Source organism: Brachybacterium sp. GU-2, from assembly GCF_030866705.2.
In the GTDB taxonomy this organism is placed as follows: Bacteria; Actinomycetota; Actinomycetes; order Actinomycetales; family Dermabacteraceae; genus Brachybacterium; species Brachybacterium conglomeratum.
This window is the reverse complement of the sequence record NZ_CP133037.2, coordinates 3,083,502-3,107,205: the sequence shown is the minus strand read 5'-3', so window position 1 is coordinate 3,107,205 and position 23,704 is coordinate 3,083,502. Positions and strand designations below refer to the sequence as shown.

The 23,704-nt window shown below is 73.8% G+C and carries 18 protein-coding genes, 1 tRNA gene and 1 pseudogene; 10 read left to right on the top strand and 10 right to left on the bottom strand.

Annotation, left to right across the window (positions count from 1 at the left end):
- Positions 1-90: 90 nt before the first annotated feature.
- Positions 91-1,349: pseudogene (locus RBL05_RS14240) on the bottom strand (acetoin utilization protein AcuC).
- 101 nt (positions 1,350-1,450) lie between these two features.
- Here RBL05_RS14240 and RBL05_RS14235 point away from each other — a divergent pair.
- A complete protein-coding gene (locus RBL05_RS14235) occupies positions 1,451-2,866 on the top strand; it encodes a TrkH family potassium uptake protein (RefSeq protein WP_263310512.1) in 1,416 nt (471 codons plus the stop codon).
- Between the two features lie 74 nt (positions 2,867-2,940).
- Positions 2,941-3,606, top strand: a complete 666-nt coding sequence (locus RBL05_RS14230) for a potassium channel family protein (protein ID WP_263310511.1) — start codon at positions 2,941-2,943, stop codon at positions 3,604-3,606.
- A gap of 322 nt (positions 3,607-3,928) precedes the next feature.
- Here the strand turns inward: RBL05_RS14230 and proC are convergent, their stop codons facing one another.
- Positions 3,929-4,768 (bottom strand): pyrroline-5-carboxylate reductase, encoded by an 840-nt coding sequence (proC, locus tag RBL05_RS14225; protein ID WP_308738912.1) that lies wholly within the window; start codon positions 4,766-4,768, stop codon positions 3,929-3,931.
- A gap of 61 nt (positions 4,769-4,829) precedes the next feature.
- Positions 4,830-5,759 carry a DUF368 domain-containing protein gene (locus RBL05_RS14220; protein ID WP_308738913.1) on the bottom strand — a complete coding sequence of 310 codons (930 nt, stop codon included), beginning with the start codon at positions 5,757-5,759 and terminating at the stop codon, positions 4,830-4,832.
- A 48-nt stretch (positions 5,760-5,807) separates the two neighbouring features.
- Between RBL05_RS14220 and RBL05_RS14215 the strand changes: the two genes are divergently transcribed.
- Positions 5,808-6,317 (top strand): AAA family ATPase, encoded by a 510-nt coding sequence (locus tag RBL05_RS14215; protein ID WP_308738914.1) that lies wholly within the window; start codon positions 5,808-5,810, stop codon positions 6,315-6,317.
- 36 nt (positions 6,318-6,353) lie between these two features.
- Here RBL05_RS14215 and RBL05_RS14210 read toward each other — a convergent pair whose 3' ends face one another.
- The 3 genes from RBL05_RS14210 to RBL05_RS14200 form a co-directional block, all read right to left on the bottom strand.
- Positions 6,354-6,614 carry a hypothetical protein gene (locus RBL05_RS14210; protein WP_308738915.1) on the bottom strand — a complete coding sequence of 87 codons (261 nt, stop codon included), beginning with the start codon at positions 6,612-6,614 and terminating at the stop codon, positions 6,354-6,356.
- Entirely contained in the window at positions 6,611-11,248 is a 4,638-nt protein-coding gene (locus RBL05_RS14205) for a DUF4011 domain-containing protein (protein WP_318603809.1), read from the bottom strand. The genes RBL05_RS14210 and RBL05_RS14205 overlap by 4 nt, the downstream gene beginning before the upstream one ends.
- 70 nt (positions 11,249-11,318) lie before the next feature.
- On the bottom strand, positions 11,319-12,179 hold the full coding sequence (locus tag RBL05_RS14200) for a DeoR/GlpR family DNA-binding transcription regulator (protein WP_308741166.1): 861 nt from the start codon (positions 12,177-12,179) through the stop codon (positions 11,319-11,321).
- A gap of 170 nt (positions 12,180-12,349) precedes the next feature.
- Between RBL05_RS14200 and RBL05_RS14195 the strand changes: the two genes are divergently transcribed.
- Positions 12,350-12,547, top strand: a complete 198-nt coding sequence (locus RBL05_RS14195; protein ID WP_062947552.1) for an antitoxin — start codon at positions 12,350-12,352, stop codon at positions 12,545-12,547.
- Positions 12,548-12,640: 93 nt separating this feature from the next.
- Here the strand turns inward: RBL05_RS14195 and RBL05_RS14190 are convergent, their stop codons facing one another.
- Both RBL05_RS14190 and RBL05_RS14185 read right to left on the bottom strand, forming a co-directional pair.
- Positions 12,641-13,264 (bottom strand): copper resistance protein CopC, encoded by a 624-nt coding sequence (locus RBL05_RS14190; RefSeq protein WP_308738917.1) that lies wholly within the window; start codon positions 13,262-13,264, stop codon positions 12,641-12,643.
- A gap of 116 nt (positions 13,265-13,380) precedes the next feature.
- The gene (locus tag RBL05_RS14185; RefSeq protein WP_308738918.1) at positions 13,381-14,814 is read right to left on the bottom strand and encodes a nitrilase-related carbon-nitrogen hydrolase; all 1,434 of its coding nucleotides are present in this window, start codon (positions 14,812-14,814) and stop codon (positions 13,381-13,383) included.
- Positions 14,815-14,890: 76 nt separating this feature from the next.
- On the opposite strand from RBL05_RS14185, the gene RBL05_RS14180 reads away from it, so the two are divergent.
- Positions 14,891-14,966 (top strand) — tRNA-Arg (locus RBL05_RS14180).
- A gap of 37 nt (positions 14,967-15,003) precedes the next feature.
- Here RBL05_RS14180 and RBL05_RS14175 read toward each other — a convergent pair.
- Together RBL05_RS14175 and RBL05_RS14170 are read right to left on the bottom strand one after the other, a co-directional pair.
- Positions 15,004-15,501, bottom strand: coding sequence for a hypothetical protein (locus RBL05_RS14175; protein ID WP_308738919.1), 498 nt, complete (start codon positions 15,499-15,501; stop codon positions 15,004-15,006).
- Between the two features lie 117 nt (positions 15,502-15,618).
- Positions 15,619-16,377, bottom strand: coding sequence for a Crp/Fnr family transcriptional regulator (locus RBL05_RS14170; RefSeq protein WP_308738920.1), 759 nt, complete (start codon positions 16,375-16,377; stop codon positions 15,619-15,621).
- A gap of 168 nt (positions 16,378-16,545) precedes the next feature.
- Between RBL05_RS14170 and RBL05_RS14165 the strand changes: the two genes are divergently transcribed.
- The 5 genes from RBL05_RS14165 to RBL05_RS14145 all read left to right on the top strand — a co-directional run bounded on the left by RBL05_RS14165 (position 16,546) and on the right by RBL05_RS14145 (position 23,696).
- The gene (locus RBL05_RS14165; protein ID WP_062947547.1) at positions 16,546-16,797 is read left to right on the top strand and encodes a heavy-metal-associated domain-containing protein; all 252 of its coding nucleotides are present in this window, start codon (positions 16,546-16,548) and stop codon (positions 16,795-16,797) included.
- Between the two features lie 38 nt (positions 16,798-16,835).
- Positions 16,836-18,839, top strand: a complete 2,004-nt coding sequence (locus RBL05_RS14160; RefSeq protein ID WP_308738921.1) for a heavy metal translocating P-type ATPase — start codon at positions 16,836-16,838, stop codon at positions 18,837-18,839.
- A gap of 201 nt (positions 18,840-19,040) precedes the next feature.
- Complete coding sequence (locus tag RBL05_RS14155; protein WP_308738922.1) at positions 19,041-20,162, top strand: hypothetical protein; 1,122 nt, start codon at positions 19,041-19,043, stop codon at positions 20,160-20,162.
- Positions 20,163-20,629: 467 nt separating this feature from the next.
- Positions 20,630-21,529: an NADP-dependent oxidoreductase gene (locus RBL05_RS14150; RefSeq protein WP_318603805.1), complete on the top strand. Its 900-nt coding sequence runs from the start codon at positions 20,630-20,632 to the stop codon at positions 21,527-21,529.
- Between the two features lie 40 nt (positions 21,530-21,569).
- Entirely contained in the window at positions 21,570-23,696 is a 2,127-nt protein-coding gene (locus RBL05_RS14145; RefSeq protein ID WP_308738924.1) for an alpha/beta fold hydrolase, read from the top strand.
- Positions 23,697-23,704: the final 8 nt, after the last annotated feature.

The following is a 23,704-nucleotide window of genomic DNA, read 5'->3' as shown; positions in this document are numbered from 1 at the left end:
TGTGGCAGGTCGTCGGGAGCGTCGTCCCTCGAACGCGGGCCGCACCGGCGAGGCGGGGCCGACGGATCGGCCGGCCCGTCCCGGGACCGCTCAGTCCAGGAAGGGGTCCAGTCCCCACTCGGGGAAGGCTCCACGGCGAGCTCCCTGGACCGCCCGGTCGAGCGGGTCCTCGGGGTCGAAGCCGTGCTCCCAGGCGCGCACGGCCAGGGGGCGGTCGTCGCCGAAGCTCCGCACCGACGGCTCCGGGGAGAGGCCGTGCTCGGTGCGGGCGCGCTCGGCCGCCGCGAGGAACTCCTGCGGCAGAGGCGCGGCCGGGTCGATCGGCTCGCCCGTCGCGACCGCGAGCAGGTGGGTCCAGGAGCGTGGGACCACGTCGATCACCGCGTATCCGCCGCCGCCGAGGGCGAGCCAGCGCCCGCCGCACACCTCGTCGGACAGCTCCTTCATCAGCATCATCACCTCGCGCTGCGCCTCGAGGGTGACGGAGAAATCCGCCAGCGGGTCGCTGCGGTGGGTGTCGGCGCCGTGCTGGGTGACCAGCAGCGTGGGCTGCACCGCCCGGACCAGGGCGGGGACGGTCGCACGGATCGCCCGCACCCAGCCGTCGGCCGTGGTGCGGGGCGGGAGCGGGACGTTGATCGCGCTGCCCTGCGCGGAGGGTCCGCCGGTGTCCTGGACGAAGCCGGTGCCGGGGAAGAGCCTCTCCCCGTCTCGTGGATCGAGAGGGTCACGGCGCGCGGCTCGCCCCACAGGGCGCGCTCGACGCCGTCGCCGTGGTGGACGTCGACGTCGACGTACATCACCCGCTCCTCGCCCGCGTCCAGGGCCCGGCGCACAGCGAGGGCGGCATCGTTGTAGACGCAGAAGCCGGAGACGCTGGTGGGCTTGGCGTGATGCATGCCGCCGGCGACGTTGACCGCGCTGCGCACGTGGCCGGCGAGGATCGCGTCGACCGCGGCGAGGGAGCCGCCGGCGATGCGGGCGGAGGCGGTGTGCATGCCGGAGAAGGGCGGGACGTCGTCGCCGCCGATGCCGAAGGAGATCAGCTCGTCGAGGTCCTCGGCGGTCAGCCCCTCGAAGCCGGGCGAAGACCGCCTGACCGCCTGGACCAGGGCGGGGTCGTGGACGGCCTGGAGCTCCTCGTCGCTCGCGACGGGGGCGGGCAGGGTCCGCACGCACTCGCGGTCCAGCACCCCGGCCGCGCCCGCGAGGATCCGGGTGAGCGTGAGCCGGATCGGGGCCATCGGATGGTAGGGCCCGAAGTCGTACTCGCACAGGGCGTCGTCCCAGACGATCCCGATGCCGTCGGGGGCGGGGACCTGGGCAGGGGCGGGCACGTCGGCGGGCATGGGGTGAGCGTACCGATGATCGCGAGGGACGGGTGTTCGCGCGGGACGGGTCTAGACTGCCGCGGACGCGACCGCCGGTCGCCACGAGGACGAGGGATGCGATGACCGAACGGGGTACCCGGCCCACCCGCCGGCGGCTGTCCGGCCCTGCCCCGCGCGCCCGCCGGCAGGGCCTGCGCGATCACGCCAGGTCGCTGTCCAAGGCGACCCCGGCCCGTATTGCGCTGGGCGTGTTCACCCTGCTGATCGGCGTGTTCACGGCGCTCCTCTCGCTGCCGATCGCGACGCGCGACGGTCAGGGCACCGACCTCATCGACGCACTGTTCACCGCCGTCTCCGCGATCTGCGTGACCGGCCTCGTCACCGTCGACACCGGCACCCACTGGTCGACCTTCGGGCTGACCGTGATCATGGTCGCGGTGAAGCTCGGCGGCCTGGGGCTGATGACCGTCGCCTCCCTGCTGAGCATCTCGGTGATGCACCGGCTCGGTCTCGCCCAGCGGGTGATCACCGCGCAGGAGACCCGCGCCGAGCGGCTCGCCGAGGTGGGCGGGGTGCTGCGGGTCATCCTCATCACCTCCACCGCCTTCGAGATCGCGACCTTCGTGGCCCTGACCCCGTACATGTTCGTCACCGAGCACGGGGTCGGGGAGTCGCTGTTCCTGGGTCTGTTCTATGCGATCAGCGCCTTCAACAACGCGGGCTTCGTGCCCGAGGCCGCGGGCACCGCGCAGTACCTCGGCGACCCGTTCTTCACCATCCCGATCGGTCTCGCCGTGCTGGTCGGCTCCCTCGGCTTCCCCGTGATCCTGGTGGTGGTGCGGAAGCTGCGCACCCCGCGGAAGTGGAGCGTCCACGCGAAGCTGACCCTCACCACGACGGCGCTGCTGCTGGTGGTCGGGTTCGGCGGCTATCTCACGATGGAGTGGTCCAACCCCGCCACCCTGGGGAACGAGGACGTGGGCACGAAGGTGCTCGCCGCCGGGTTCGCCGCGATCATGCCGCGATCAGGTGGCTTCGCGACGCTGGACGTGGGCCAGCTGACCACCGAGTCGCGCCTGCTGACGGACCTGCTGATGTTCATCGGCGGCGGCTCCGGCTCCACTGCGGGCGGCATCCGTGTGACGACCTTCGCGCTGCTGATGCTGTCGATCTGGGCGGAGATCCGGGGCAACCCCGACGTCGAGGTGTTCGGCCGGCGCATCCCCCACGACACGATCCGCCAGGCCATCGGCGTGCTCGTCATGAGCGCCGCGATCGTGTTCGCGGCGTCCTTCGTGCTGCTGCGGATGACCCCGTACTCGCTGGACCAGGTGCTCTTCGAGTCGCTGTCCGCCTTCGGCACCGTGGGGCTGTCCACGGGGATCACCCCGTCGCTGCCCACCGAGGCGAAGGCCGTCCTCGCGGCGTGCATGTACGTGGGACGACTCGGGCCGATGGCCCTGGGTGCCGCCCTCGCCGTCCGTTCCCGGGTGCGGATGATCCAGTACCCCGAGGAGCGGCCGATCGTGGGCTGAGCCCCGACGCGGATCGGCCTAGACTGAGCCGGCCCGACTCGATCCCCGACCGCGCCCGACCTGAAGGAGCCGACATGCCCCGCACCGCCCGCGACGAGGGCGCCCTCGTGATCGGCCTGGGCCGCTTCGGCGCCGCGATCGCCCTGACCCTCGAGAAGCTCGGCACGCAGGTGCTCGCGATCGACACCGATCCGGACCTCGTCCAGAAGTACTCCGGCCAGCTCACCCACGTGGTGAGGGCCGATGCGACCCAGCCCGAGGTGCTCGAGCAGGTCGGTGCCGGCGGCTTCCGCACCGCGGTGGTGGGCGTGGGCACCTCGATCGAGTCCAGCGTGCTGATCGCGACGAACCTCGTGGACCTCGGCAAGCCCGTGATCTGGGCGAAGGCGATCTCCCCCGCCCACGGCCGGATCCTGCAGCGCATCGGCGCCCACCACGTCGTCTACCCCGAGGCCGATGCCGGCAAGCGCGTGGCGCACCTGGTCAACGGCCACCTCATGGACTTCATCGAGTTCGACGACGACTTCGCGATCGTGAAGATGCGCCCGCCGCGCGAGGTGCAGGGCATGACCCTCGCCGACTCCGACATCCGCAAGCGCTTCGGCGTGACCGTGGTGGGCGTGAAGTCACCGGGCAAGGACTTCACCTATGCGGTGCCGGAGACGGTGGTCGCCGCGCACGACCTGCTGATCGTCTCCGGCCGCACGGGCCAGATCGAGAAGTTCTCCCAGCGCGCCTGATCCCCACGGGCACCATGCGCGCCGACCAGGGCGAGCACCGGCTCTCCCGGGCCTGGGCCAGTGCTTCCGGGGCCGGACCGGCCGTGGCAGGTCCGCTTCGGGCCTGGCGTGGCGGGGTGTGGTCAGGTGCCGGCGCGTGGCGTGCCTCTATGCCTATATCGGCGTAGTGGTACGCCACGCGCCAGCAGCTGACCATCTGACGGTGTCGCGGCCGGCGGGGCAGGGTGACCGGTGCCCCTACCGCTCGCAAGCTCGCAGCACGTCGATCAGCCAGCGCCCTCCCTGCTGATCTCCTACCGCTCGCAAGCTCGCAGCACGTCGATCAGCCTTTGCTCATCGCGCGGGAGGAGTCGGCCGCGGCGGCCATCGCGGCGGCGACGCCGGCGCGCACGCCCTCCCGCTCGAGGGCGGCGAGGCCCTGCACGGTGGTGCCGCCGGGGCTGGAGACCGCGTTCTTCGCGACGGCCGGGTGGGTGCCGCTCTCGGTGAGCAGGGTCGCGGCGCCGCGCACTGTCTGCTGCACGAGGGAGGCGGCGAGGTCGCGCTTCAGCCCGAGCCGCACGGCCTCGTCGGTCATCGCCTCGATGAGCGTGAAGACGAAGGCGGGCATCGAGCCAGCGGTGCCGATGAAGGCGTGGACCTGCTCCTCGGTGATGTCCACGGCCACGCCGGCGCTCGAGAACAGGTCGTGCAGCAGCGCATGCTGCTCGTCGGAGACGGCGTCGCCGCGCATGAGGCCCACGGCCCCCTCCCCCACCGAGATGGGGGTGTTCGGCATGGCACGGGCGACGGCGGCGCCCGACGGGAGCGCGTCCTGGATCTGCGCGAGGGTGGTGCCGGCGGCGAGGGAGAGCACCACGGCGCCGCCGGGGAGGTCGTCCCGCAGCTCGGCGACGAGGTCGAGGATCTGGTAGGGCTTCACGCCGAGGACGACGACGTCGGCGCCCTCGATCGAGTCGGCCCGGGAGGCGGCGGCGGTCGCGCCGAGCTCCTCCGCGGCGCGCTCGCTGCTGGCCGAGCTCGAGTTCGCGATCCGCAGGTTCTCGGGACGCACCCCGGCGTCGAGCATGGTGCTGCCGACGGGCCCGCCCATGTTCCCGGCCCCGATCAGGGCGACGCGGATGGCGGAGAGGTCGATGCTGTCGGTGCGCGTGTCAGTCATGCCGCCAGGGTACGGCGCAGGCGTCGGGGCGCGGGGGCCGTCCCGGCGGGCGCTCTCGGGCCTACGCCGCGCGTGCGGCGAGGCGGGACTCGACGAGGACGAGCAGCTGCACGGCCGCCACGCCGACGAGGGCGAGGAGCAGCATCATCGGCCAGTCCGCGCCCGGGCGCTGCAGGGCGCCCGAGGCGTCCTGCCACGGCCAGAGGCTGCGCAGGGCGCCGATCATGACGCCTGCGAGCACCACCATGGTGCCGCGGTGGTGACGGGTCAGCAGGATCCGCATGAGCTTCACGATGACCACGAGCCCCACGAGGGCCCACAGCCCGAACCAGGCGATGTAGCCGAGGTCCCGCTGGTCCACGGCCTGCAGGGTGGGCTGGTAGAGGCCGACGCTCAGCAGCAGGAAGGATCCCGAGACGCCGGGCAGCACGAGCGCGCACACGGCGATCGCGGCGGCCGGGGCGACCACCCACGGGCTCGGCTCGAGGGAGGTCGAGGGCAGGGAGGTCAGCAGCAGCCCGCCGACCGCGCCGAGGGCGAACAGGCCGAGCTCCGCTCCGCGCCACGCCCCGCCGGAGAGCCGCACTGGCACCAGCACGGAGCCGGCGACGAGGCCGAGGAACAGGGCGCGCATCGTCTCGGGATGGTCCTCGACGAGACCTGCGATAGGCCCGGCGATGGTGAGGACGGCGGCCGCCATGCCGACCAGCAGCGGAAGCACGAGCAGCCAGTTCACGCCGCGCAGCTGCTCACGCGCTCCGGCGAGGCGCTCCGGCCCGGTCACGAGGCGACGGGCGGCGGCGGTGATCCGGTGCCCCGCCTCGATCAGCTCGTCGTAGATCCCGGTGACCAGCGCGACGGTGCCGCCGCTGACGCCGGGCACGGTCTCGACCACCCCGATCAGCGCGCCGCGCAGGAGGTTCCCGAGCGGATTGCGGTGGCGCGGGAGAGCGGTGTGGGCGGGCGCGGCGGCGGGGGCGGTGTCCGTCATGGCCCGAGCCTACGGAGGCGCAGCGCCAGCACCGATATCGTCGACGGCGTGAGTGACGCATCCGGCCCCACTGCCGCTCGACCGCGTCTTCATCTCCTGTGCGGTCTGGTCGGTTCGGGGAAGTCCACCCTCGCCCGCCGCCTGGAGGCGGAGTCGCCCGCAGTGCGCCTGACGCTGGACGAGTGGATGCTGCGTCTGAATCCGGAGCTCACCGTGGAGGACACGGCGTACGGCGAGCGAGCGGCCGTCGTGAGGGCACTGCTGGGTGACATCGCCGAGCAGGTGCTGCGCACGGGGAGCGACGCGATCCTGGACTGGAACGCCTGGTCGCGGGATCGCCGGGCCGACGGGATCACGCGGGCTCGACGGGCCGGCGCCGAAGTGCTGCTGCACCGTCTGACGACCCCGCTCGAGGAGTCCACCCGACGGGCCCGAGCCCGGACCGAGGCGGGCACGGCGTATGCACATGAGGTGGATCTGGCGGGGAACACCCACCTGGCCGGTCTGATCGAAGAGCCTTCGGAGGACGAGGGACTTCGCCTGATCGTCCATCCCTGACCGGGTCGGGCACCCAGCGCCCGTTCGTGCACCGCCTCAGCGACCCCAGTGCGGGGGCACGTCGCCGCTGAGGCGGGCGTCGTTGGACTCGTCGGCCCCGGGCTCGGGGGCGTCCTCGGCGAGGCGGTCCGGGAGCACCTTCGGCTCCTCGCCACGGGAGGCGGCGGGCGCGGCCGCGTCCTGCGCCTCCCAGTCGATCGGCTTGCCTGTCACGGAGGAGACGACGACCCGGCGGGCGGGTCTCGCCGCTCTCCCGCGGGCCGATGCTCCCGCGCCGGCCGCGGAGCCGGTGCTCACTGCCGCTCCTGGTAGCGGCGGATCGCGCTGGAGACGGAGACGTCCAGCAGCACGGAGCGCTGCTCGAAGCCGAGGAAGCTGCGCACCTCGGTGGCCAGGTGCTCCTCGAGCCGGGCGCGGCCGTCGGAGCAGATGTACTCCACCACCGCGTCGAAGTCGTCGCTGGAGTAGAAGCTCAGCGGGTGACCGGCGGGGATCTGCGGGCGGGGCAGGCGATGGCGGATCGTGCCGACGCCGGAGGGCGAGTCGGAGCTCTCCTCCTCCTGGACCAGGCGCAGCGCCCGGTCCAGGGCGCGACGGATCCGCTCGGCCTCCCCGTCGGGGTCGATGAACAGGGCCCAGGACCACACGCGCTCGGTCGCCCAGCCGGCGGCCTCGAGGCGCTCAGCCCGCAGCCGGTCGCGCTCGCGCTGGCTGGGGGTGTCGACGTAGTGGGCGCCGTCGGTGTCCACGGCCAGCAGCAGTCGGCCGGGCATGTCCGGGTGGCCGAGCGCGAGCTCGATCCGGTCCGCGGACAGGCCGAAGTCCCGCTCGACCAGCAGGCCGAGCCGACGCAGGCGATCGGCGAGGTCCTGGACGAGGGCGTCGGTCTCGAGCTCGCGCGGGGCCCGCTCGGCCTCCGGCTCGGGCCGCGCGGCGGCGGGCTCATCGGCGTCGGAGGGCGCCTCGGCGCCCGCGGGCGCGTCGGAGCCGGCGGCGCCACCGGTCGCGGCCTGGGAGGCGTCGTCGGACTCCGCTGCCGGCTGCTCCGCCTCCTGACCGGTCCCGGCGCCGTCGGCCTCGGGGTCCGCGCTCTGCGGGGAGGCGGCGGACTTGCGGGCCAGCGCCGCCTCGATCGCGGCATCGAGGTCCTCGTCGGAGAGCTCCTGCGCGAGCGCCGGCTCCGCGGGAGCTGCCGGCTCCGCCGCGGCGCCGCCGGGGCCCTCCTGCACGGCCCCCTCGCTCCCGTCCGGGGCGGGGGCGGCGGGTGCGGCGCGCGGCGCCTCGGGGGCGGGCGGGGTGATCTCCTCGTCGCTGCCGGTGAGCGCGGCGACGTGGGGGACGACGGGGACGTCGTGCCCGCCCTGCAGCACCCAGAGCAGGGCGCGCAGGTCGCGGGCGCCGTCGGAGCGCAGCCGGGCGTGGTCGAGGTCCTGCACGGCGAGGGAGGAGACCACGGTGGTGCGGCCGCGGGCGCGGGTGATGACGGTGGCGAGGGCCTTGCGGCCGCTCTCCTCGGACAGCGGTCCGAAGCGGTGCAGCAGCCGGCCGTGCGGGGTCTTCCCGAAGCCGATCGAGACGATGATGTCGTCGCGCAGCACGGAGGTGGCCTGCGCGGCGGGCAGCACGGTGAACACCTCGCGGGCGCCGGGGTCGAAGTAGTCGCGCAGGGCCGGGATGACGGAGACGGTGTTCATGATCCGCTCCATCAGGCGCCGGGCGTGCTCCTCGGTGAAGGTGAGCACGGCCAGGGACCGCTCGGGGCGGGTGCGGGCGTGCTCGATCACGAGGTCGGTGACGCGGCGCAGCTCCGCCTCGGTGGACTCGACGTACTCGGTCCCCTCGGTGACGGGGCCGCGGCCGTTCTCGACGGTGACCAGGCGGTCCTGCTCGGGGGCGACGGGGCTCGGCACGGCCACGACCTCGCCGACCAGGGCGCGGCGCTGGGCGAAGCCGCGCAGCCCCTCGGTCGCGGGATGGGGATCGCGCAGGATCTCCTGGTGCGGGGCGATGCGCAGCATGTCGTCGAGGAGGCTCGGGACCGAGTCCCCGCCGTACTCGAGCACATCGCCGACGACGACGGTCTGCGACGCCCGGACGATCGAGGGCAGCGCCGCGGCGGTGGGCAGGCGCCCGCCGTCGGCGACGATCAGCACGTCGAAGTGGCGTCCCCGCGGGATGACCTGCGGGACCAGGTACGGGGAGGCGAGCCAGGCGGGGCGGGCCGCGAAGAGGATGTCCTCGTACTTCGCGGCGAGGTCGCGGATGGACACGGTCGAGGAGCGGGCGAGCTCGGCGATCGCGGCGCGGGAGGTGTCCGGGTAGAGCTTCATCGTCGCCACCCTCGTCTCGTCAGCCGCGGCGTGCACGCGGGCGGCGGCGCCGGCGAGATAGGCGGAGTCCAGGCGGCGGAACCGCTCGGCGACCTGGGAGAGGGAGGTGCCGTCGTACTGGGAGATGGTCGGCTCGGCGCCGGCGATCAGCTCGAGGACGCTGCGCCACCAGGCCAGCTCCAGCTCGGCGCCGACCTGGTCGATCGGGACGCGGCGGGCACGGAGGTCCTCGACGAGCTCGCCGAGGCCGTCGAAGCCGAGTCGGCGCAGCAGCTCGGTGCGCCGCGGGAGGGTCTCGAGGTCGTGGCGGTCCGCGGCGAGGGCCTCGACACGGCGCTCGAGCTCGTCGAGGTCGGTGCGGGCGAGGTCGGCGCCGGCTCCGGTGCCGTCCAGCAGCACGGCGAGCTCGTCGAGCACCTTCTGCGAGCGGGCGGCGATGCGGTGGATCTGCTCGAGGTCCTCGGGCAGGGACGGCCGCGAGGGGCTCCCCTCCGTCTCGGCGGCGTGGCGGCGCCACTCCTCGACCACGTCACGGGCTTCGCCGAGGTCGCGGTGCAGGTCCGGGGACAGGGAGGCGGGGCGCTGCAGTGCGGCGGCCTCCTTCTTCAGCCGCCGACGGGCGCCGAAGCCCATCTCCACGCCGCGCTCCTCGCGCCAGCGCTTGTCGGCGGTGGCGGCGACGAGGTCGGGCAGCGGGGCGGCGAACACGGCGGACTGGAAGGTGCCCAGCAGCGCCTGCACCCGGTCCAGCAGCGCGAGGCGCTCGCCGAGCTGGACGAGGGTCGCGGGTTCGCGCAGGCCCAGCTCCCGGCCGGCGCGGGCACCGGCACGACGCAGCTGCGGCAGGATCTCGCCGCGCAGCTGGTCCACGAGCTCCTCGGCCCGCGATGCCTGGGTGTCGGAGCTGATCGGCGCGCCGTACCAGGCAGTCTGCTCGGGCCCGGTGGAGAGCACGCCCACCTCGGCGGCCTCGCGCAGCGCCTCGGCGTAGCGGTCGCGGTCCTCCCCCACCATCTGCGCGGCCACGGAGCCGGGCAGGCGCACGGAGGTGCGGGGGGCGGGGTGGAGGCGGGTCAGCGCGGCGAGCGCAGAGATCGCGTCGTGTGCGGAGGCGTCCCACGGCTCCTGGATCCGGTGCATCGCCTCGACGTGGCCGACGAGGATGTCGCGGCTGGCGCCGAGCTCCTCGGGCGCGGCGTCGTCCGGGCCGAGTCCGTGGGAGCCGGCGCGGCGCAGGCTGCGCAGCAGCGAGGCGGAGGCGTTGCGCTGCAGGGACGGGTCCGGGGAGAGGTCGAAGACGAGCTCCTCGAGGCCGCGGCGACGAGCGATCTCGACGAGCTGGGAGAGGTTGCGGCGGCGCTGGGAGACGATCAGGACGCTCCTGCCGCGGGCGTTGAGCTCCTCGGCGAGGTCGACCACGAGGTCGAGGCTGGTGGTGCCGGGCGGGGTGGGCACGGCGAGGTCCCCGCCGGCCAAGACCCGTTCGAGCACGGCGCGGTGGCCGGGGTCGACGGCGGCGACCAGCTCGTCCTCAGGAACCTCCGGGGCCAGTCCCTGCTCCGCGCCGCGCACCTGGGTGCGGGCGGTCTCGTCGCCGGCGAGCGCGGCGACCAGCGGCGAGGCGGCCCAGTCCTCGCGCGCCTCGGCGAGGTCCTCGGCGACGGAGCCGGCCGCGTCCATCATGTTCCCGACGACGAGGGCGTGCAGGACGCGGAAGCCGGTCAGCGGCTGGCCGAGGGAGCGGAAGGCGTCCAGGACGGGGTTGGGGTCGAAGCCGTGCGCACCGTCGGTCGTGGCCAGCAGCGCGCGGGCGTCGACGGCGACGCCGGCCTCGCGCAGGGCGCGCAGCAGGACGGGGTTGAGGTCCGCGGTCGCGTCGACCTCGAGGTCGACGTCCTCGCGGGCGTTGCCGCGCAGGCGAAGGGTCACGGGGCGCACGAGCACGGGGGCGTGGATCGGCTCGGAGCCGTCCTCGGGGTACCAGATCGCCTCGCCGATCCCGAGATGGCAGGTGGTCAGGCCCACCTCCTCCGCGTGCCGCTCGGCGACCTCGCGGATGGTGCGGGCGTGGGCGCGGGCGTCGGCGAGCGCCCCGACCTCGCGCACCAGGGAGGACAGGCGCGTGGGGCCGCGGCCTGCGAGCAGCTGCGCGAGCCCGGAGGGGTGGGAGTGGGTGAGGTCCAGGACCGTGCCGCCGGCACGGATCTGGGTGAGGAAGGAGGGGGCGGTGACGCCGCCGGTGATCTGCTGGGCCCAGCGGTCCAGGGCGTCGGCGACGCGGTCCTCGCGGCTGAGCGGGCGGTGCTCGCGGCGGACCACGGGCACGCCGTCCTCGTCCTGCTCGGGCGCGATCCCGGCCCCGACCTCGTCGAAGCGGTGGTCGAGCACGACCTCGTAGCCGCCGGCCCGCGCCGGCTCGGCCGGGGGCTCCTCGCGCTGCGGCGCGGCGGGTGCCGGATCGGGGCTCGCGGGGGCCTCCTGCTGATCCCCGGACCGCTCGCCGCGACGCTCCCGGGCGAGGGCCGACAGGGCGTCGTCGCGCGACGGCGCCTCCTGGCCCGTGCTCTCCGATCGCTTCTTCCCGCGCAGGAAACTCCACATGGGAGCCCACGCTACCGGGAGCGCGGCCGGCGTCAGCGCAGGCGTGCCGCCCGTGGGACGCCCGACCTGCTCACACCTCGTGCAGGCGCACCGAGCTCTCCTGCAGATGGGCGCGGAGGTCCTCGGGGACAGGGCCGGCGATGATCAGGTCGGTGAGCACGGAGACGGGGCAGATCCCGGCGAGCGCGCGGTGGCCGATCTTGTCGGCGGTGGCGAGGCCGACGACGCGGCGGGAGTGCCCGATCATCATCCGGGTGACGCCGGCCTCAGCGTCGGAGTTGCAGGTCAGGCCCGCACCGAGGTCGAGTCCGACGGTGCCGACGAACATCGTGTCCAGCCACAGGTCGCGCATGGTGGCGGTGGCGATGGGGCCGGTGAGCTCGAAGGAGTAGGGCTCGGCGACGCCGCCGAGCACGACGGTGCGCACGGAGGGGCGCAGCACGGCCTCAGTCGCGATGTTCAGCGCCGCACAGACGACGGTCAGGCCCGGCGTCCCGTCGCGGGAGTCGAGGTCGGAGCGGGAGACGGCCCGGCGCGCGGCGGAGGTGGTGGTGCGCCCGCCGTTGAAGCCGATGATCTGCCCGGGCTCGACGAGGGAGGCGGCGCGGTCCGCGACCCGCTCGCGCTGGCCGGAGCCCTCATCGGCCGCGCGCGGGACGCTGGCGAGAGAGTAGGCGACGTCGACCGCGACGATCCCGCCGTGGGTGCGGCGGGCGAGCTGGGCCCGCTCCATCTCCATGAAGTCCCGTCGCACCGTGGACTCGCTGACCTCGAGGTCAGCGGCGACCTCGGCGACGCTGAGGCGCTTGGTGGTGGTCAGCAGCGAGAGCACGTGGTCCCAGCGGGCGCTGCGTCCCCTCGCTGCGCGGCGCGGCGCCTCGGACGGGCTCGAGGGGGTCGACAGGGAGGGGCGGGACCCGGCTTCGCGCATGCTCACGCAGACAGTATTGCGCGCTTTGCCACCGATCACGCCTGTCGCGCGCAGATTCGACCAGATCAGGTCGGATCGTCGGGTCACGTTTGAGTCACGGCGGCAGGGCGTCGTAGGTTGGCGATGTCGCCTCGGTCACGGGGTGGTTCCGCGAACGAAAGGACATGAACATGGGCTTCGATGACGCGCTGAACAAGGCCAAGGGCTTCGCCGACGACAACCCGGACAAGGTCGAGCAGGGCCTCGACGGTGCGACCGAGCAGGTCAAGGGTCGCACTCCGGACAACGTCGACGGCCACGTCGACAAGGGAGCGGACGCCGCCCGCGACCGACTCGGACTCGGCGGGGACGACGACAAGGACAACTGAGTCCCGCTCCCCCTGAGCAACGAGGAACCCCCGAGGCATACCTCGGGGGTTCTTCCGTGTCCGGGTCCGGCCCAGCGACCGACGGGCCGGGTGTCAGTCGCGGCGGCGCATGATCAGCAGCACCGCGACGACCGCGCCGACCACGACGACGCCGAGCACGATGAGCAGCGGGGTCATGGAGGAGCCGCTCTCGTCCTCGGCGGCCTCTGCCGTGGCCTGCTCGTCCTCCTCGGCGGGCGTGGTGGTCTCCGCAGGGGCGCTCTCCTCGGTGGGGCTGCTCTCCTCGGCGGGCGCCTCGGTGGTCTCCTCCGCGGCGGTGTCCTGCTCGGCGGTGACCTCGAAGGTGCCCTCGATGGGGTGGCCGTCGCTGGAGACGACGCGCCACTGGACGGTGCTGGTCCCGGCGGGCAGCGGCTCCTCGAGGGTCGCGGTGGCGACGGGTCCGTCGACGCTCGGTGTGATCTCGGCCAGCTGCTCGCCGGACTCGTCGGTGATCCGCACCAGCGGGCTCACCTCGAGGATGTCGGCGGAGAAGGTGAGGGTGATCGCCTCGGGCGAGGTCTCCAGCGTCGCGCCGTCGGCCGGATCCGACTCGAGCAGCGTGTCGTGGGCCTGCGCGGGCGCGCCGAGCGCGAGGAGCGCGGCGAGCAGGGCGGCGAAGAGTGCTGCGAGGGCGGCGGCGCGAACGGAGGCATGGCGGCTGAGCAGGGTGTTCACCCCGGCAGGGTACGCGAGGCTGTCGGGACGGGTCTGTTCCCCCGGTCACGCCGACAGGCGGGCCCGCCCGGTCGCGCGCCCGACAGCCACGTGATCAGGTCGTGCTCGCCGCGGGCTCAGCGCTCGGGCAGCGGCACCGCGTGGCGCAGCACGGGCAGGGCCGCGCGCGCCGTCTCGACCTCGGCGAGGTCCAGGTCGACCATCAGCAGTCCGGGCTCGAGCCCGAGCTCCTGGCGGATCCGGCCCAGCGGGCCGACGGCGGCGGAGCGGCCGACGCCGCGCGGGGCCCTGCCCGTGTAGCCGGCGGGCGGGGACTGGTCGGCGGCGAGGATCGCCGAGGTCGAGTCCAGCGCCCGCGCGCGCAGCAGCAGCTGGAGCTGCTCGCGCTTGCCGGGACCCTCGGCCCAGGCCGTCGGCAGCAGGATCGCGTGCGCGCCGCGGCGGGCGAGCGCCGTGAACTGCTCCGGGAATCGCATGTCGTAGCAGGTGGCCAGGCCGAAGCGGGCGCCGGCGAGGTCGAAGGTGACCAGCTCCTGCCCGGGGGCGACGGTGGCGGACTCGTCGGCGTCGAAGGCGTCGAAGAGGTGGATCTTGCGGTACTCGAGCGAGGGGGTTCCGCCGGCGCCGCGCACGAGGACGGTGTTGTGGACGCGGCCGTCGTCGGCGGGACTGAAGGAGCCGGCGACCACCACGAGGGAGTGCTCGTCGGCGAGCTCCTGGAGCAGGCGGGCGAAGTCCTCGTGGTGGGTCTCGGCGGCGGCGCGCAGGTCGGTGCCGAAGGGGGTGAGGGTCGCCTCGGGCAGGAGCACGAGGTGGGCGCCCTCCTCGGCGGCCTCGGCGACGGCGCCGCGGACCACGGCGACCATCGAGGCGTGGTCGGTGGGCACCTCGATCTGGGCGAGCGCGATGCGGGGGCCGGCGGCGCGGCGCACCTGGTCCAGGGCGTCGGGGGTGTCGATGTCGGCGGCCTCGGAGCCGGTGACGGGCAGGCTCACGAGCTCGTCGTCGGCGAGCGTGCCGTAGAGGCGGCGCAGGCTGAGGTCCGCCCAGCCGCCGCCGGTGTGCTCGATCTGGGCGAGCGCGGCGCGGAGCCGGCCGAGCGGCCAGGCGGCGCCGAGGAACTGGACGTGCCCGTCCTTCGACTCGAGGGCGACGACGCGGCCGGTCTCGGCGCTGCGGGCGGCGAGGGCGCGGAGGGTCTCGGGGCGCAGCAGCGGCATGTCCCCGCCGAGGACCAGCACGGTCGCCTCGTCGGGCGCCTCGGAGATCTCGGCGACGCCGCGGGCGAGCGCGGCCAGCGGCCCGGAGCGCGGCGGGTCCTCGAGCACGAAGCGGGCGCCGTGGCGGGCGGCGAGGTCGCCGCCGTCGGCCCCGCTCGGGCCCACGACGATGCGGCGGCCGACGGGGGCGGCCCGCAGCACACGCTCGAGCACGCTCGCGCCCGCGATGGGCAGGCGGGTCTTGTCGGTGCCGCCCAGGCGCGAGGCCGCTCCCCCGGCCAGGATCACGGCGGCGACGGTGGCGGCGGTCTCGTGCGATGCGGTCGACATGGAGCGATCCTGCCATGGGAGGCTACGATGACCCAGGCCTTCGGTCATGGGGATTCATCCCCGACCGGACCGGAGCGCCTCCGTAGCTCAGGGGATAGAGCACCGCTCTCCTAAAGCGGGTGTCGCAGGTTCGAATCCTGCCGGGGGCACCAGAGGACCACGAGGGTCCGACGCCGGCGAGGACGCAGGTCATTCGGACCGGAACTGCTCCCTAGTCATCGCCCTCGTCTCCTCGTGCTTCCTGCGGATGTCGGCCTGGGTGTCCCCGTCGGCCCACGGACGCTCCAGCGTCACGAGCGCGATCCAGTAGACCGCCGTGGTGACGACCATCGTGGTCAGGGCCGACGACGGCGCCGGGCCGAGGACCAGCCCGGCGAGAAGGCCGATCGGCAGCGGGAGCACGGCGACGATCGCCGTCATCGTGATGCTCCCGGGGTCCGGGTGTCGGTGCCGGAGGACGAAGATCCGCTCCACGCCGGTGGTGGCGAGCTCGATCGCCACCATCACGCCCACGGCCGTGGTGATCGCGGATCCCGCGGAGAGGCTCGCCGTCCACCCCGTCAGTCCCAGACCCCAGAGAAGCAGGGCGATCACGGCGGCCTTGACCATCCCTGTCGCGAGATGGCCCATGAGTGCGAAGGAGAACGGGGGCGGGCTGAAGTCGTCGGCGTCGCGGTGTTCTGCCATCGGAGCGGATCCCTTCGGCTGGATGATCTGGTCAGGCGGAGCGGTCCGAGAGGGGGCCCGTGCCTCGCAGTCCCTCACGAGCCGTCCCTGCATCCTGCCCGATCTCGGCAGTCCGGTTCACGTGTCCTCGGCCCGCTCCTCGAGCGCGTCGCGGTCCAGGATCGAGGTCCAGCGCCGGCCGGAGTCGATGACGCCCTCGCGTCGCAGTGCGCTCATCACGCGGGAGACCGACTCCGGGGTGGAGCGGGCGAGACCGGCGAGGTCCGCGCGGGACAGCGGCACCTCGAGCAGCAGGCCCTGGGCGCCCCGGTCCTCGCCGAGGGAGTCGGCGAGGCGCAGCAGCGCCCGAGCGACGCGCTGCTCGACGGTGGCGGTGCTCTGCCGTCCCATGTCGGACTGTGCACGGGAGAGCCGTGCGGCGAGGTCGTCGACGACCCGCAGCCCGACCACGGGGTTCTCGACCATCACCTCGCGGAACGCCTCCTGCCCGATGCGCAGCAGGCAGGAGCCGACCAGCGCGGTCGCGGTGCGCTGGTGGACCGGGTCGCCGAGGCTGCTCATCGCGCCGAACATCTGACCCGGGCCGAGGATGTCGGTGACCACGACAGAGCCGGAGGCCGTGTCCTCGACGATCCGTATCCGTCCCTCGGCGACGACGTAGAGCGCGTCGGCCGGCTCCCCCGCCCGGAAGACGGGCGCGTCGGCCGGGATCGTGAGGGTGCGCATGCGTCGGTCGACCCGCTCGAGCGCCTGCTCGTCCAGGCCGTGGAAGTAGGCGGAGCGGGCGAGGACGCCGAGGCGCACGGGGGCCGGGCACTGGTGCGGCAGCGTCACCTCCGCGAGCGGGATGGTGCGCCGCCCGTCAGGGGCGGTCATTGCGCGAGGATAGCCCGCACGGCGCGGGCCGACCGGGACATCGGTCCTGGTCAGAAACAGGGTGCGGTTGATTGACCGCCGTCATGGTCGGGCCGACGGTTCGTTCCTACGGTCGAGGTGACAGCGAGGGAGACACCCTCGCAGCACCGAGAGAGAGGACCGCATCCGATGTCTGCCACCACCGGTTCCACCACCCCCGCGAGCACCCGCACCGTCTTCCGCGCCGAGGGCTTCAGCTGCCCCTCGTGCGTGGCCAAGATCGAGAAGCAGGTCGGTCGTCTGAAGGGCGTCCAGGACGTCACGGTGAAGTTCGCGTCCAGCCGCGTCGAGGTCGAGCACGACCCGGCCGTGGCCACCACCGAGCAGATCGTCGACGCGATCGCGAAGGCCGGCTACACGGCCGCGCCGTCGGCCTTCTGAGCCGGCCCCCATCCATCACCTGACCGAGAGGACCTGTCATGACCGCCCTGCAGCGCTGGTGGCGCGGCCCGTGGAGCACGCCGGTGCTCGCCGGGGCGCTGATCCTGGTGGCCGCCCTGCTCTCGCTCAGCGCCGGGGTGAACCCCTTCGGCGCCGGGCACGGCGAGCTCGGCCTCCACCTCGACCGCCCGATCCCCCTCCTCGCCTCCGACGCCCTGATGGTGCTCGCCGCGGTCGTCGCGGGCGCTCCGATCCTCCTCGCCGCCGTGCGCGCCCTCCAGGTGCGCACCGTCGGCATCGACCTGCTGGTCACGATCGCCGCCTCCGGCGCCCTGGTGATCGGCGAGTACTGGGAGGCCGCCGCGGTGACCGTCCTGTTCGCCGTCGGGCATGCGCTCGAGGCACGCACCATGGACCACACCCGCTCCGCGCTCACCGAGCTCGTCGCCGCCGCCCCCGATCTCGCGATCGTGCTGCGGGACGGGCAGCAGGTCGAGATCCCGGCCGCCGAGGTCCGCCTCGGCGAGACGGTGCTCGTGAAGAACGGCGCCAAGGTCCCGGTCGACGGGACGGTGCTGGCCGGCACGGGCGCGATCGACGAGGCCGCGATCACCGGCGAGTCGATCCCCGCCGCGAAGGGCGAGGACGACCCGGTGTTCGCCGGCAGCGTCTCCGCCGGCGGGTTACTGCAGGTGCGCGCCACCGGCGTCGGCGCCGACACGACGCTGGCCCGGATCATCCACCGGGTCGAGGAGGCGCAGGACGCGAAGGCCCGCACCCAGACCTTCCTGGAGCGCTTCTCCACCTGGTACACACCGGGCATCATCCTGCTCGCCCTGCTCGCCGGGCTCGCCACCGGCGACGTGGTGCTCGCCCTGACCCTGCTGGTGATCGGCTGCCCCGGCGCGCTGGTCATCTCGATCCCGGTCGCGGTCGTCGCCGGCATCGGCCGCGGCGCCCGGGACGGCCTGCTCATCAAGGGCGGGGAGTTCCTCGAGACCAGCGCCGAGGTCGACACCGTCACGCTGGACAAGACCGGCACCCTCACCGAGGGCCGCCCCTATCTCACTGACGTCACCGTGCTCGACCCCGCCCTGGACCGCACCGCGGTGCTGCGCTGGGCGGCACGGGCCGAGGCCGGGTCCGAGCACCCGCTGGCCCGCCCGGTGCTCGAGGGCGCGGCCGAGGAGGGCATCGTCCCCGGCGACCTGCCCGAGCACACCGAGCCGGTGCCCGGCAAGGGCATCGTCGCCGCGGTCGAGGGCAGGCGCGTCGCTGTCGGGAACCTGCCGCTGCTGGAGCACGAGGGCGTCCTCGTCCCCGCCGGGGCGCAGGAGGAGATCGCGCGCCTGGCCGGGCTCGGCCGCACCCCGATGGCCGTCGCGCTCGACGGCACCGTGATCGGCGTGCTCGCGGTCGCGGACCGGCTGCGTCCGGAGGCCGCCGAGATGGTCCGACGCCTCCACGCGGAGGGCGTGCGCAGCGTCCTGATGCTGACCGGCGACGACCGGTGGGTGGCCGAGGCGGTCGCGGCGCAGATCGGGATCGACGAGGTCCGCGCCGGGCTGCTGCCCGAGGACAAGCTGGCCGCGGTCACCGCGCTGCAGCGCGAGGGACGCACGGTCGCGATGGTCGGCGACGGCGTGAACGACGCCCCCGCGCTCGCCACGGCCGACATCGGCGTGGCGATGGGCGCGGCAGGCAGCGGTGTCGCGATCGAGACCGCGGACATCGCGCTGATGCATGACAACCTGCTGCGGCTGCCCGAGGCCCTCGGCCTCGCCCGCCGCACCGTGCGGGTGATGCGCCAGAACATCGTCCTCGCGGTCGCGACGGTGGCGCTGCTCCTGGCTGGCGTGTTCGCCGGCGGCGTCACGATGGCGATCGGGATGCTGGTGCACGAGGCGTCGGTGCTGGCGGTGATCGCGAACGCCATGCGGCTCCTGCGCCGTCGGCGCCCGACCCGTCCGGCCGACGACGTGGGCCCGGCGCTCACGGGGATGACGTCCTCACAGGTACCGAGCCCGGCGACGATGGCATGACTCCAGGCGCCCCTCACGCCGTCGAGTATGTGATCACATGCTTGACGGCGTGAGAGGCGCCACATACATTGACGTCCGACAACTCATATATCAGTGGTGCCCGGGTCGACGTCGACCGGCACCCTCCCGGCGCGCCGGTGCCTGCAGTCCGATGAGGGACGGCCGCGACCCGCGCCGGGCCGTCCCCGGACAGGAGCTTCCGTGGCACAGACGACCACACGCCGTGACCTCGCGACGACTGAGAAGAAGGGCCCGCTCAGGGTCCTCACCTATGCAGGGGCGATCATCGCCTTCCTGATCGGCTCGGGCTTCGCGACCGGGCAGGAGATCCTGCAGTACTTCACGTCCTACGGCTACTGGGGGATCTTCGGCTCCGGCCCGCTGGTGCTGGTGCTGATCTCCTACGTGAGCGTGGAGTTCTTCCTCGTGGGGAGGAAGCACCAGTTCGAGAAGCCCTCGCGGATCTTCTACTACTACTGCGGCAAGTACCTCGGCACCTTCTTCGACTGGTTCTCGGTCCTGTTCGTGTTCCTGAGCTTCACCGTGATGGTCTCCGGCGCGGGCGCCGTGTTCCAGGAGCACTACGGCCTCTCGAAGTACATCGGCGGCGTGGCGCTCGCGGTCGTGGTGGGGCTGACGGCCTGGTTCGGGCTCTCGAGCCTGGTGGACGTGATCGGCAAGATCGGCCCGATCATCGTGGTCATCGCGATCACCCTCGGCATCGTCGGCATCGTCCGCTCCTCGCACGGGATCGACGAGGGCGTGTCCATGCTCCCCTCGCTCGACCTGGTGCAGGCCTCGAACAATTGGTTCATGTCGGGGCTGTCCTACGTCGGCTTCTGCATGCTGTGGCTCGCTGCGTTCCTCACGGCGCTGGGCCGCACCACGCGCAGCAACCGCGAGGCCGCCTCGGGCGGCATCCTCGGCGGCGCCCTGTTCGCGATCGCCTGCATGGTCGTCGGGCTCGGCCTGCTGGCGAACATCGAGGTCGTCGCGGGCACCGAGATCCCGATGCTGGTCCTGGCGAACGACATCAGCCCCGTGCTCGCCTCGGGCTTCTCGCTGATCATCCTCGCGGGTATCTTCACCACCGCCGTGCCGCTGCTGTGGACCGTCTCCCAGCGCTTCTTCGCCGACGGCACCCACAAGTTCAAGCGGCTCACCGTGGTGCTCGCCGCGGTCGGCACCCTGATCGGTCTGGTGCTGCCGTTCTCGCAGATGGTCAACATCGTCTACGTGATCAACGGCTACGTGGGGATCATCCTGCTGGTGATGATGCTCCTGCGCACCGTGCTGCGCCTGGTACGCCGCCAGGAGATCTGAGTCCGGGCGGGCCGCGCCTGCGTTCACCGCAGGCGGCCCCGAGCTCCTTCGCCGGCGCGCGTCACCGGCGCCCCACAGGCCCCTTCGCCGACGCCTACCGATGGATCGCCCGCCCGCGCACAGCCCTCCCGCCCGCCATACGAGGCAGGACACAGGGGACGGGGGCAGGGAACAGGGAAGTCCTCGCAGAGAACTGCGTACATCACGTACATGATGTACGCAGTTCTCTGCGACACATGCGCTGTCCGATGCCGACGAACCAAGACCACACCACCGAGCCCGTGCTCTGGGTCCGCACCGTCGGCGCCGCACTTCCGGGACGAGCACCGCCCTGAGAGGATCACGGCCCGCTCCGCGGCCGCACCGTCCGGTTCTGCCTCGCGCCGCCGGGCCACGCCCCGACCCGGCCGGCCCGTCCTGTCCCGGCGAGCCTTGACCCGCGCAGCGAAGCGGCGAAGGATCCGGGCATGAGCACCGTCTTCGTCACCACCGCCTACGGCGGGCCCGAGAACCAGCAGCTGAGCACCCGGGAGGCGCCCGCGCCGCGGCCCGGTGAGATCGCGATCGAGGTGCGGGTGGCGGGGGTGAACCCGGCCGACGCGAAGCGCCGCGAGGGACTCTTCGGGACCACGGGGTCGCTGCCGCTCGCGCTCGGCCTCGAGGCGGCAGGCGTGGTCACCGCCTTCGGCGAGGGGGTCAACGGCTTCGAGATCGGGGACGACGTTCTCGGTGCGCCCGCCCGCGGCCTCGGCGCCTTCGCCGAGCACACCGTGCTGACGGCCTCCGCCGCGGTGCACCGCCCGCCGGAGGTCGCCTGCGAGCAGGCGGCGACGCTGCCGGTGGCGGGGACGACCGCCTGGGACCTCGCCGCCTCCGCCGCACCGGGCGAGACCGTGCTGGTGCTCGGTGCGGGCGGGGGCGTCGGCCGGATGGCGGTGCAGGTCGCCGTCGCGGCCGGGGCCCGGGTGCTCGGCGTCGCCTCGGGGGCGAAGCAGGAGCTGGTCGAGTCCGCGGGCGCCGAGCACGTCCTCTCCGGCGACGGCGCCGCGGACGCGGTGCGCGACCTCGCCCCGGACGGCGTGGACCTGCTGATCGACCTCGTCGGCGGGCAGCCGCTGCGGGACCTCGCGCCGCTCACCAGGGATCGGGCGCGGATCCTCTCCGCGGCCGATCAGGCCACCGCCGAGGAGCTCGGCGGCGGCGGCCGTCCCTCGTCCGAGGATGCGCTCGCGCAGATCACCCGGCTGGTCGCCGACGGGGCGGTGGATCCGCACGTCACCGCCCGCTACCCGCTCATCGCCGCCGCGGAGGCGATGGCCGCGGTGGAGACCGGGCACAGCGCCGGGAAGATCGTGCTGATCCCCTGAGCGGGTCCGCCGCACCTGACCCGGCGGTAGCGTGGCGGGGATGAGCACCGACGACGCCGCCACCGCCACCGCCCCTGCCGACCTCGCCTCCACCCCGACGTTCACCGACTTCTCGGATGTCGAGGGGCTGCTGCGCCTGCCCCGCCTCGCCTCCCTCGCCGCTCTCCCGGGCGGCCGGGTGGTCGCCGCGTTCCAGGAGGCCGACGAGCACGGGGCCCGCACCCCGTCGGCCCTGTGGGAGCTCGACCCGACGGGCACCGAGCCCGCGCGGCGGCTTACCCGGTCGGAGAAGGGCGAGAGCGGTCCGCGACCGGGACCGGACGGCTCGGTGCTGTTCATCTCCGCTCGCCCCGATCCCGGCGGCGACTCCTTCGAGGACAAGCCCGGGATCTGGCGCCTGCCCGCGAGCGGCGAGGCGGAGTTGGTCGCCGCCGCGCCGGGCGGGCTCGAGCTGCTCGCCGTGGCGGACGACGGCACGATGCTGGCGGCGACGCAGGTCCTGCCCGGCGGCACCCTCGAGGACGACGCCGGGCGACGCAGCGCCCGCAAGGACGCGAAGCGCACCACGATCTGGCACACCGGCATGCCGATCCGGCAGTGGGACCACGAGATCGGCGACCAGGAGCGGCATCTCCTGCTCGTCTCCCCCGCCGGGAAGCTCGACGACCTCACCCCGGGGGCCGGAACCGTCGCGCTGACCTCGGCCTCGGCGGACCTCTCCCCCGATGCGCAGACGGTCGCGACCTCCTGGACGCGGCGGGTCGCGGGCGGTGAGACCCGCAGCGATCTCGTGCTCCTCGACGTCGGCTCCGGCGAGCGCACCGTGCTGCTCGAGGCCGACGACGAGGCGCAGTACTCCTCCCCCTCCTTCTCCCCCGACGGGACGCGCCTGGCCCTGCTGCGCTCGACCCTGTCCTCCCCGGCCAACACGAGCTACGACCGGCTCGAGATCCACACCCTGGCCGTCGCCGGCCGGGACGGCGGAGACCATGCCGGCGGCGGCATCGTCAGCACCGGCCATGTCACCGCCGAGCTCGGCGATCTGACCCTGACGAACCTCGAGTGGTCCGACGCGGCCACCCTGCTGGTCGCCGGGGACCTGCATTCCTCCGGCGCGGTCCTCACCGTCGACGCGACGACGGGCTCCGCCCACACCCTCGCCGACGGCGGCGTGTTCTCCTCCCTCTCCCCCGCGCCCCGCGGCAGCCGAGCCGGCGGCGGGGGCGGAGAGCTGGCCGGGGCGGTCCACGCGCTGCGCAGCGACGTCGGCACCCCGCCGCGGCCGGTGCGGATCGCGGCCGACGGCACGGTCACGGAGCTGCCCGCCCCGGGCGCGGTCGGCGCGCTGCCCGGCACCCTCGAGCGGGTGAGCACGGACGTGGACGGGATCGAGGTAGGCGGCTGGCTGTGCGTCCCGGCGAGCGCGAGCGCCGCAGAACCGGCGCCGGTGATGCTGTGGATCCACGGCGGCCCGCACGGCTCGTACAACGCGTGGAGCTGGCGCTGGTGCCCGTGGTTCGCGGTCGAGGCCGGCTGGGCGGTGCTGATGCCGGATCCGGCGATGTCCACCGGCTACGGGGACGAGGGGCTGAACCGCGGCTGGCCGCGCCGGCCCGACGTCGTGTTCCACGAATGCGAGTCGCTGCTGGACGCGGTGCTCGACCGGACGGAGCTCGACGGGACGCGCACCGCGATGCTCGGCGCGTCCTTCGGCGGGTTCATGGCGAACTGGATCGCCGGGCACACCGACCGCTTCGACGCGATCGTCTCCCACGCCGGGCTCTGGGCCCTGCCCCAGCAGCACCGCACCACCGATGCGGCGGCCTCGAAGATGCGCGTGCACCGCCATGAGGACGAGGACCCGGACTGGTACCGGGCCTTCTCCCCGCATCACGAGGTCGACGCGATCACCACCCCGATGCTGATCACCCACGGCAATCGCGACTACCGGGTGCCGGTCTCCGAGGCTCTGCGGCTGTGGTGGGACCTGGTCTCTGCCTGGGACGGCGAGGTGGAGGACATGCCGCACCGCTTCCTGCAGCTGACCAGCGAGAACCACTGGGTGCTCACCCCGTCGAACGCCGTGGTGTGGAACCGGGCGGTGCTCGCCTTCTGCAAGCAGCACGTGCTCGGCGGGCCGAGCGTGGACGAGGCGATCACCTGGTGAACGCCCGG

What these genes read in the sequence shown, in the direction of transcription:
- RBL05_RS14235 (WP_263310512.1), top strand. Translation starts at nt 1,451, where the DNA reads ATGACCGAACGGGGTACCCGGCCCACCCGCCGGCGGCTGTCCGGCCCT.
- RBL05_RS14230 (WP_263310511.1), top strand. Translation starts at nt 2,941, where the DNA reads ATGCCCCGCACCGCCCGCGACGAGGGCGCCCTCGTGATCGGCCTGGGC.
- proC (WP_308738912.1), bottom strand. Translation starts at nt 4,768, where the DNA reads ATGACTGACACGCGCACCGACAGCATCGACCTCTCCGCCATCCGCGTC.
- RBL05_RS14220 (WP_308738913.1), bottom strand. Translation starts at nt 5,759, where the DNA reads ATGACGGACACCGCCCCCGCCGCCGCGCCCGCCCACACCGCTCTCCCG.
- RBL05_RS14205 (WP_318603809.1), bottom strand. Translation starts at nt 11,248, where the DNA reads ATGTGGAGTTTCCTGCGCGGGAAGAAGCGATCGGAGAGCACGGGCCAG.
- RBL05_RS14200 (WP_308741166.1), bottom strand. Translation starts at nt 12,179, where the DNA reads ATGCGCGAAGCCGGGTCCCGCCCCTCCCTGTCGACCCCCTCGAGCCCG.
- RBL05_RS14195 (WP_062947552.1), top strand. Translation starts at nt 12,350, where the DNA reads ATGGGCTTCGATGACGCGCTGAACAAGGCCAAGGGCTTCGCCGACGAC.
- RBL05_RS14185 (WP_308738918.1), bottom strand. Translation starts at nt 14,814, where the DNA reads ATGTCGACCGCATCGCACGAGACCGCCGCCACCGTCGCCGCCGTGATC.
- RBL05_RS14175 (WP_308738919.1), bottom strand. Translation starts at nt 15,501, where the DNA reads ATGGCAGAACACCGCGACGCCGACGACTTCAGCCCGCCCCCGTTCTCC.
- RBL05_RS14170 (WP_308738920.1), bottom strand. Translation starts at nt 16,377, where the DNA reads ATGACCGCCCCTGACGGGCGGCGCACCATCCCGCTCGCGGAGGTGACG.
- RBL05_RS14165 (WP_062947547.1), top strand. Translation starts at nt 16,546, where the DNA reads ATGTCTGCCACCACCGGTTCCACCACCCCCGCGAGCACCCGCACCGTC.
- RBL05_RS14160 (WP_308738921.1), top strand. Translation starts at nt 16,836, where the DNA reads ATGACCGCCCTGCAGCGCTGGTGGCGCGGCCCGTGGAGCACGCCGGTG.
- RBL05_RS14150 (WP_318603805.1), top strand. Translation starts at nt 20,630, where the DNA reads ATGAGCACCGTCTTCGTCACCACCGCCTACGGCGGGCCCGAGAACCAG.
- RBL05_RS14145 (WP_308738924.1), top strand. Translation starts at nt 21,570, where the DNA reads ATGAGCACCGACGACGCCGCCACCGCCACCGCCCCTGCCGACCTCGCC.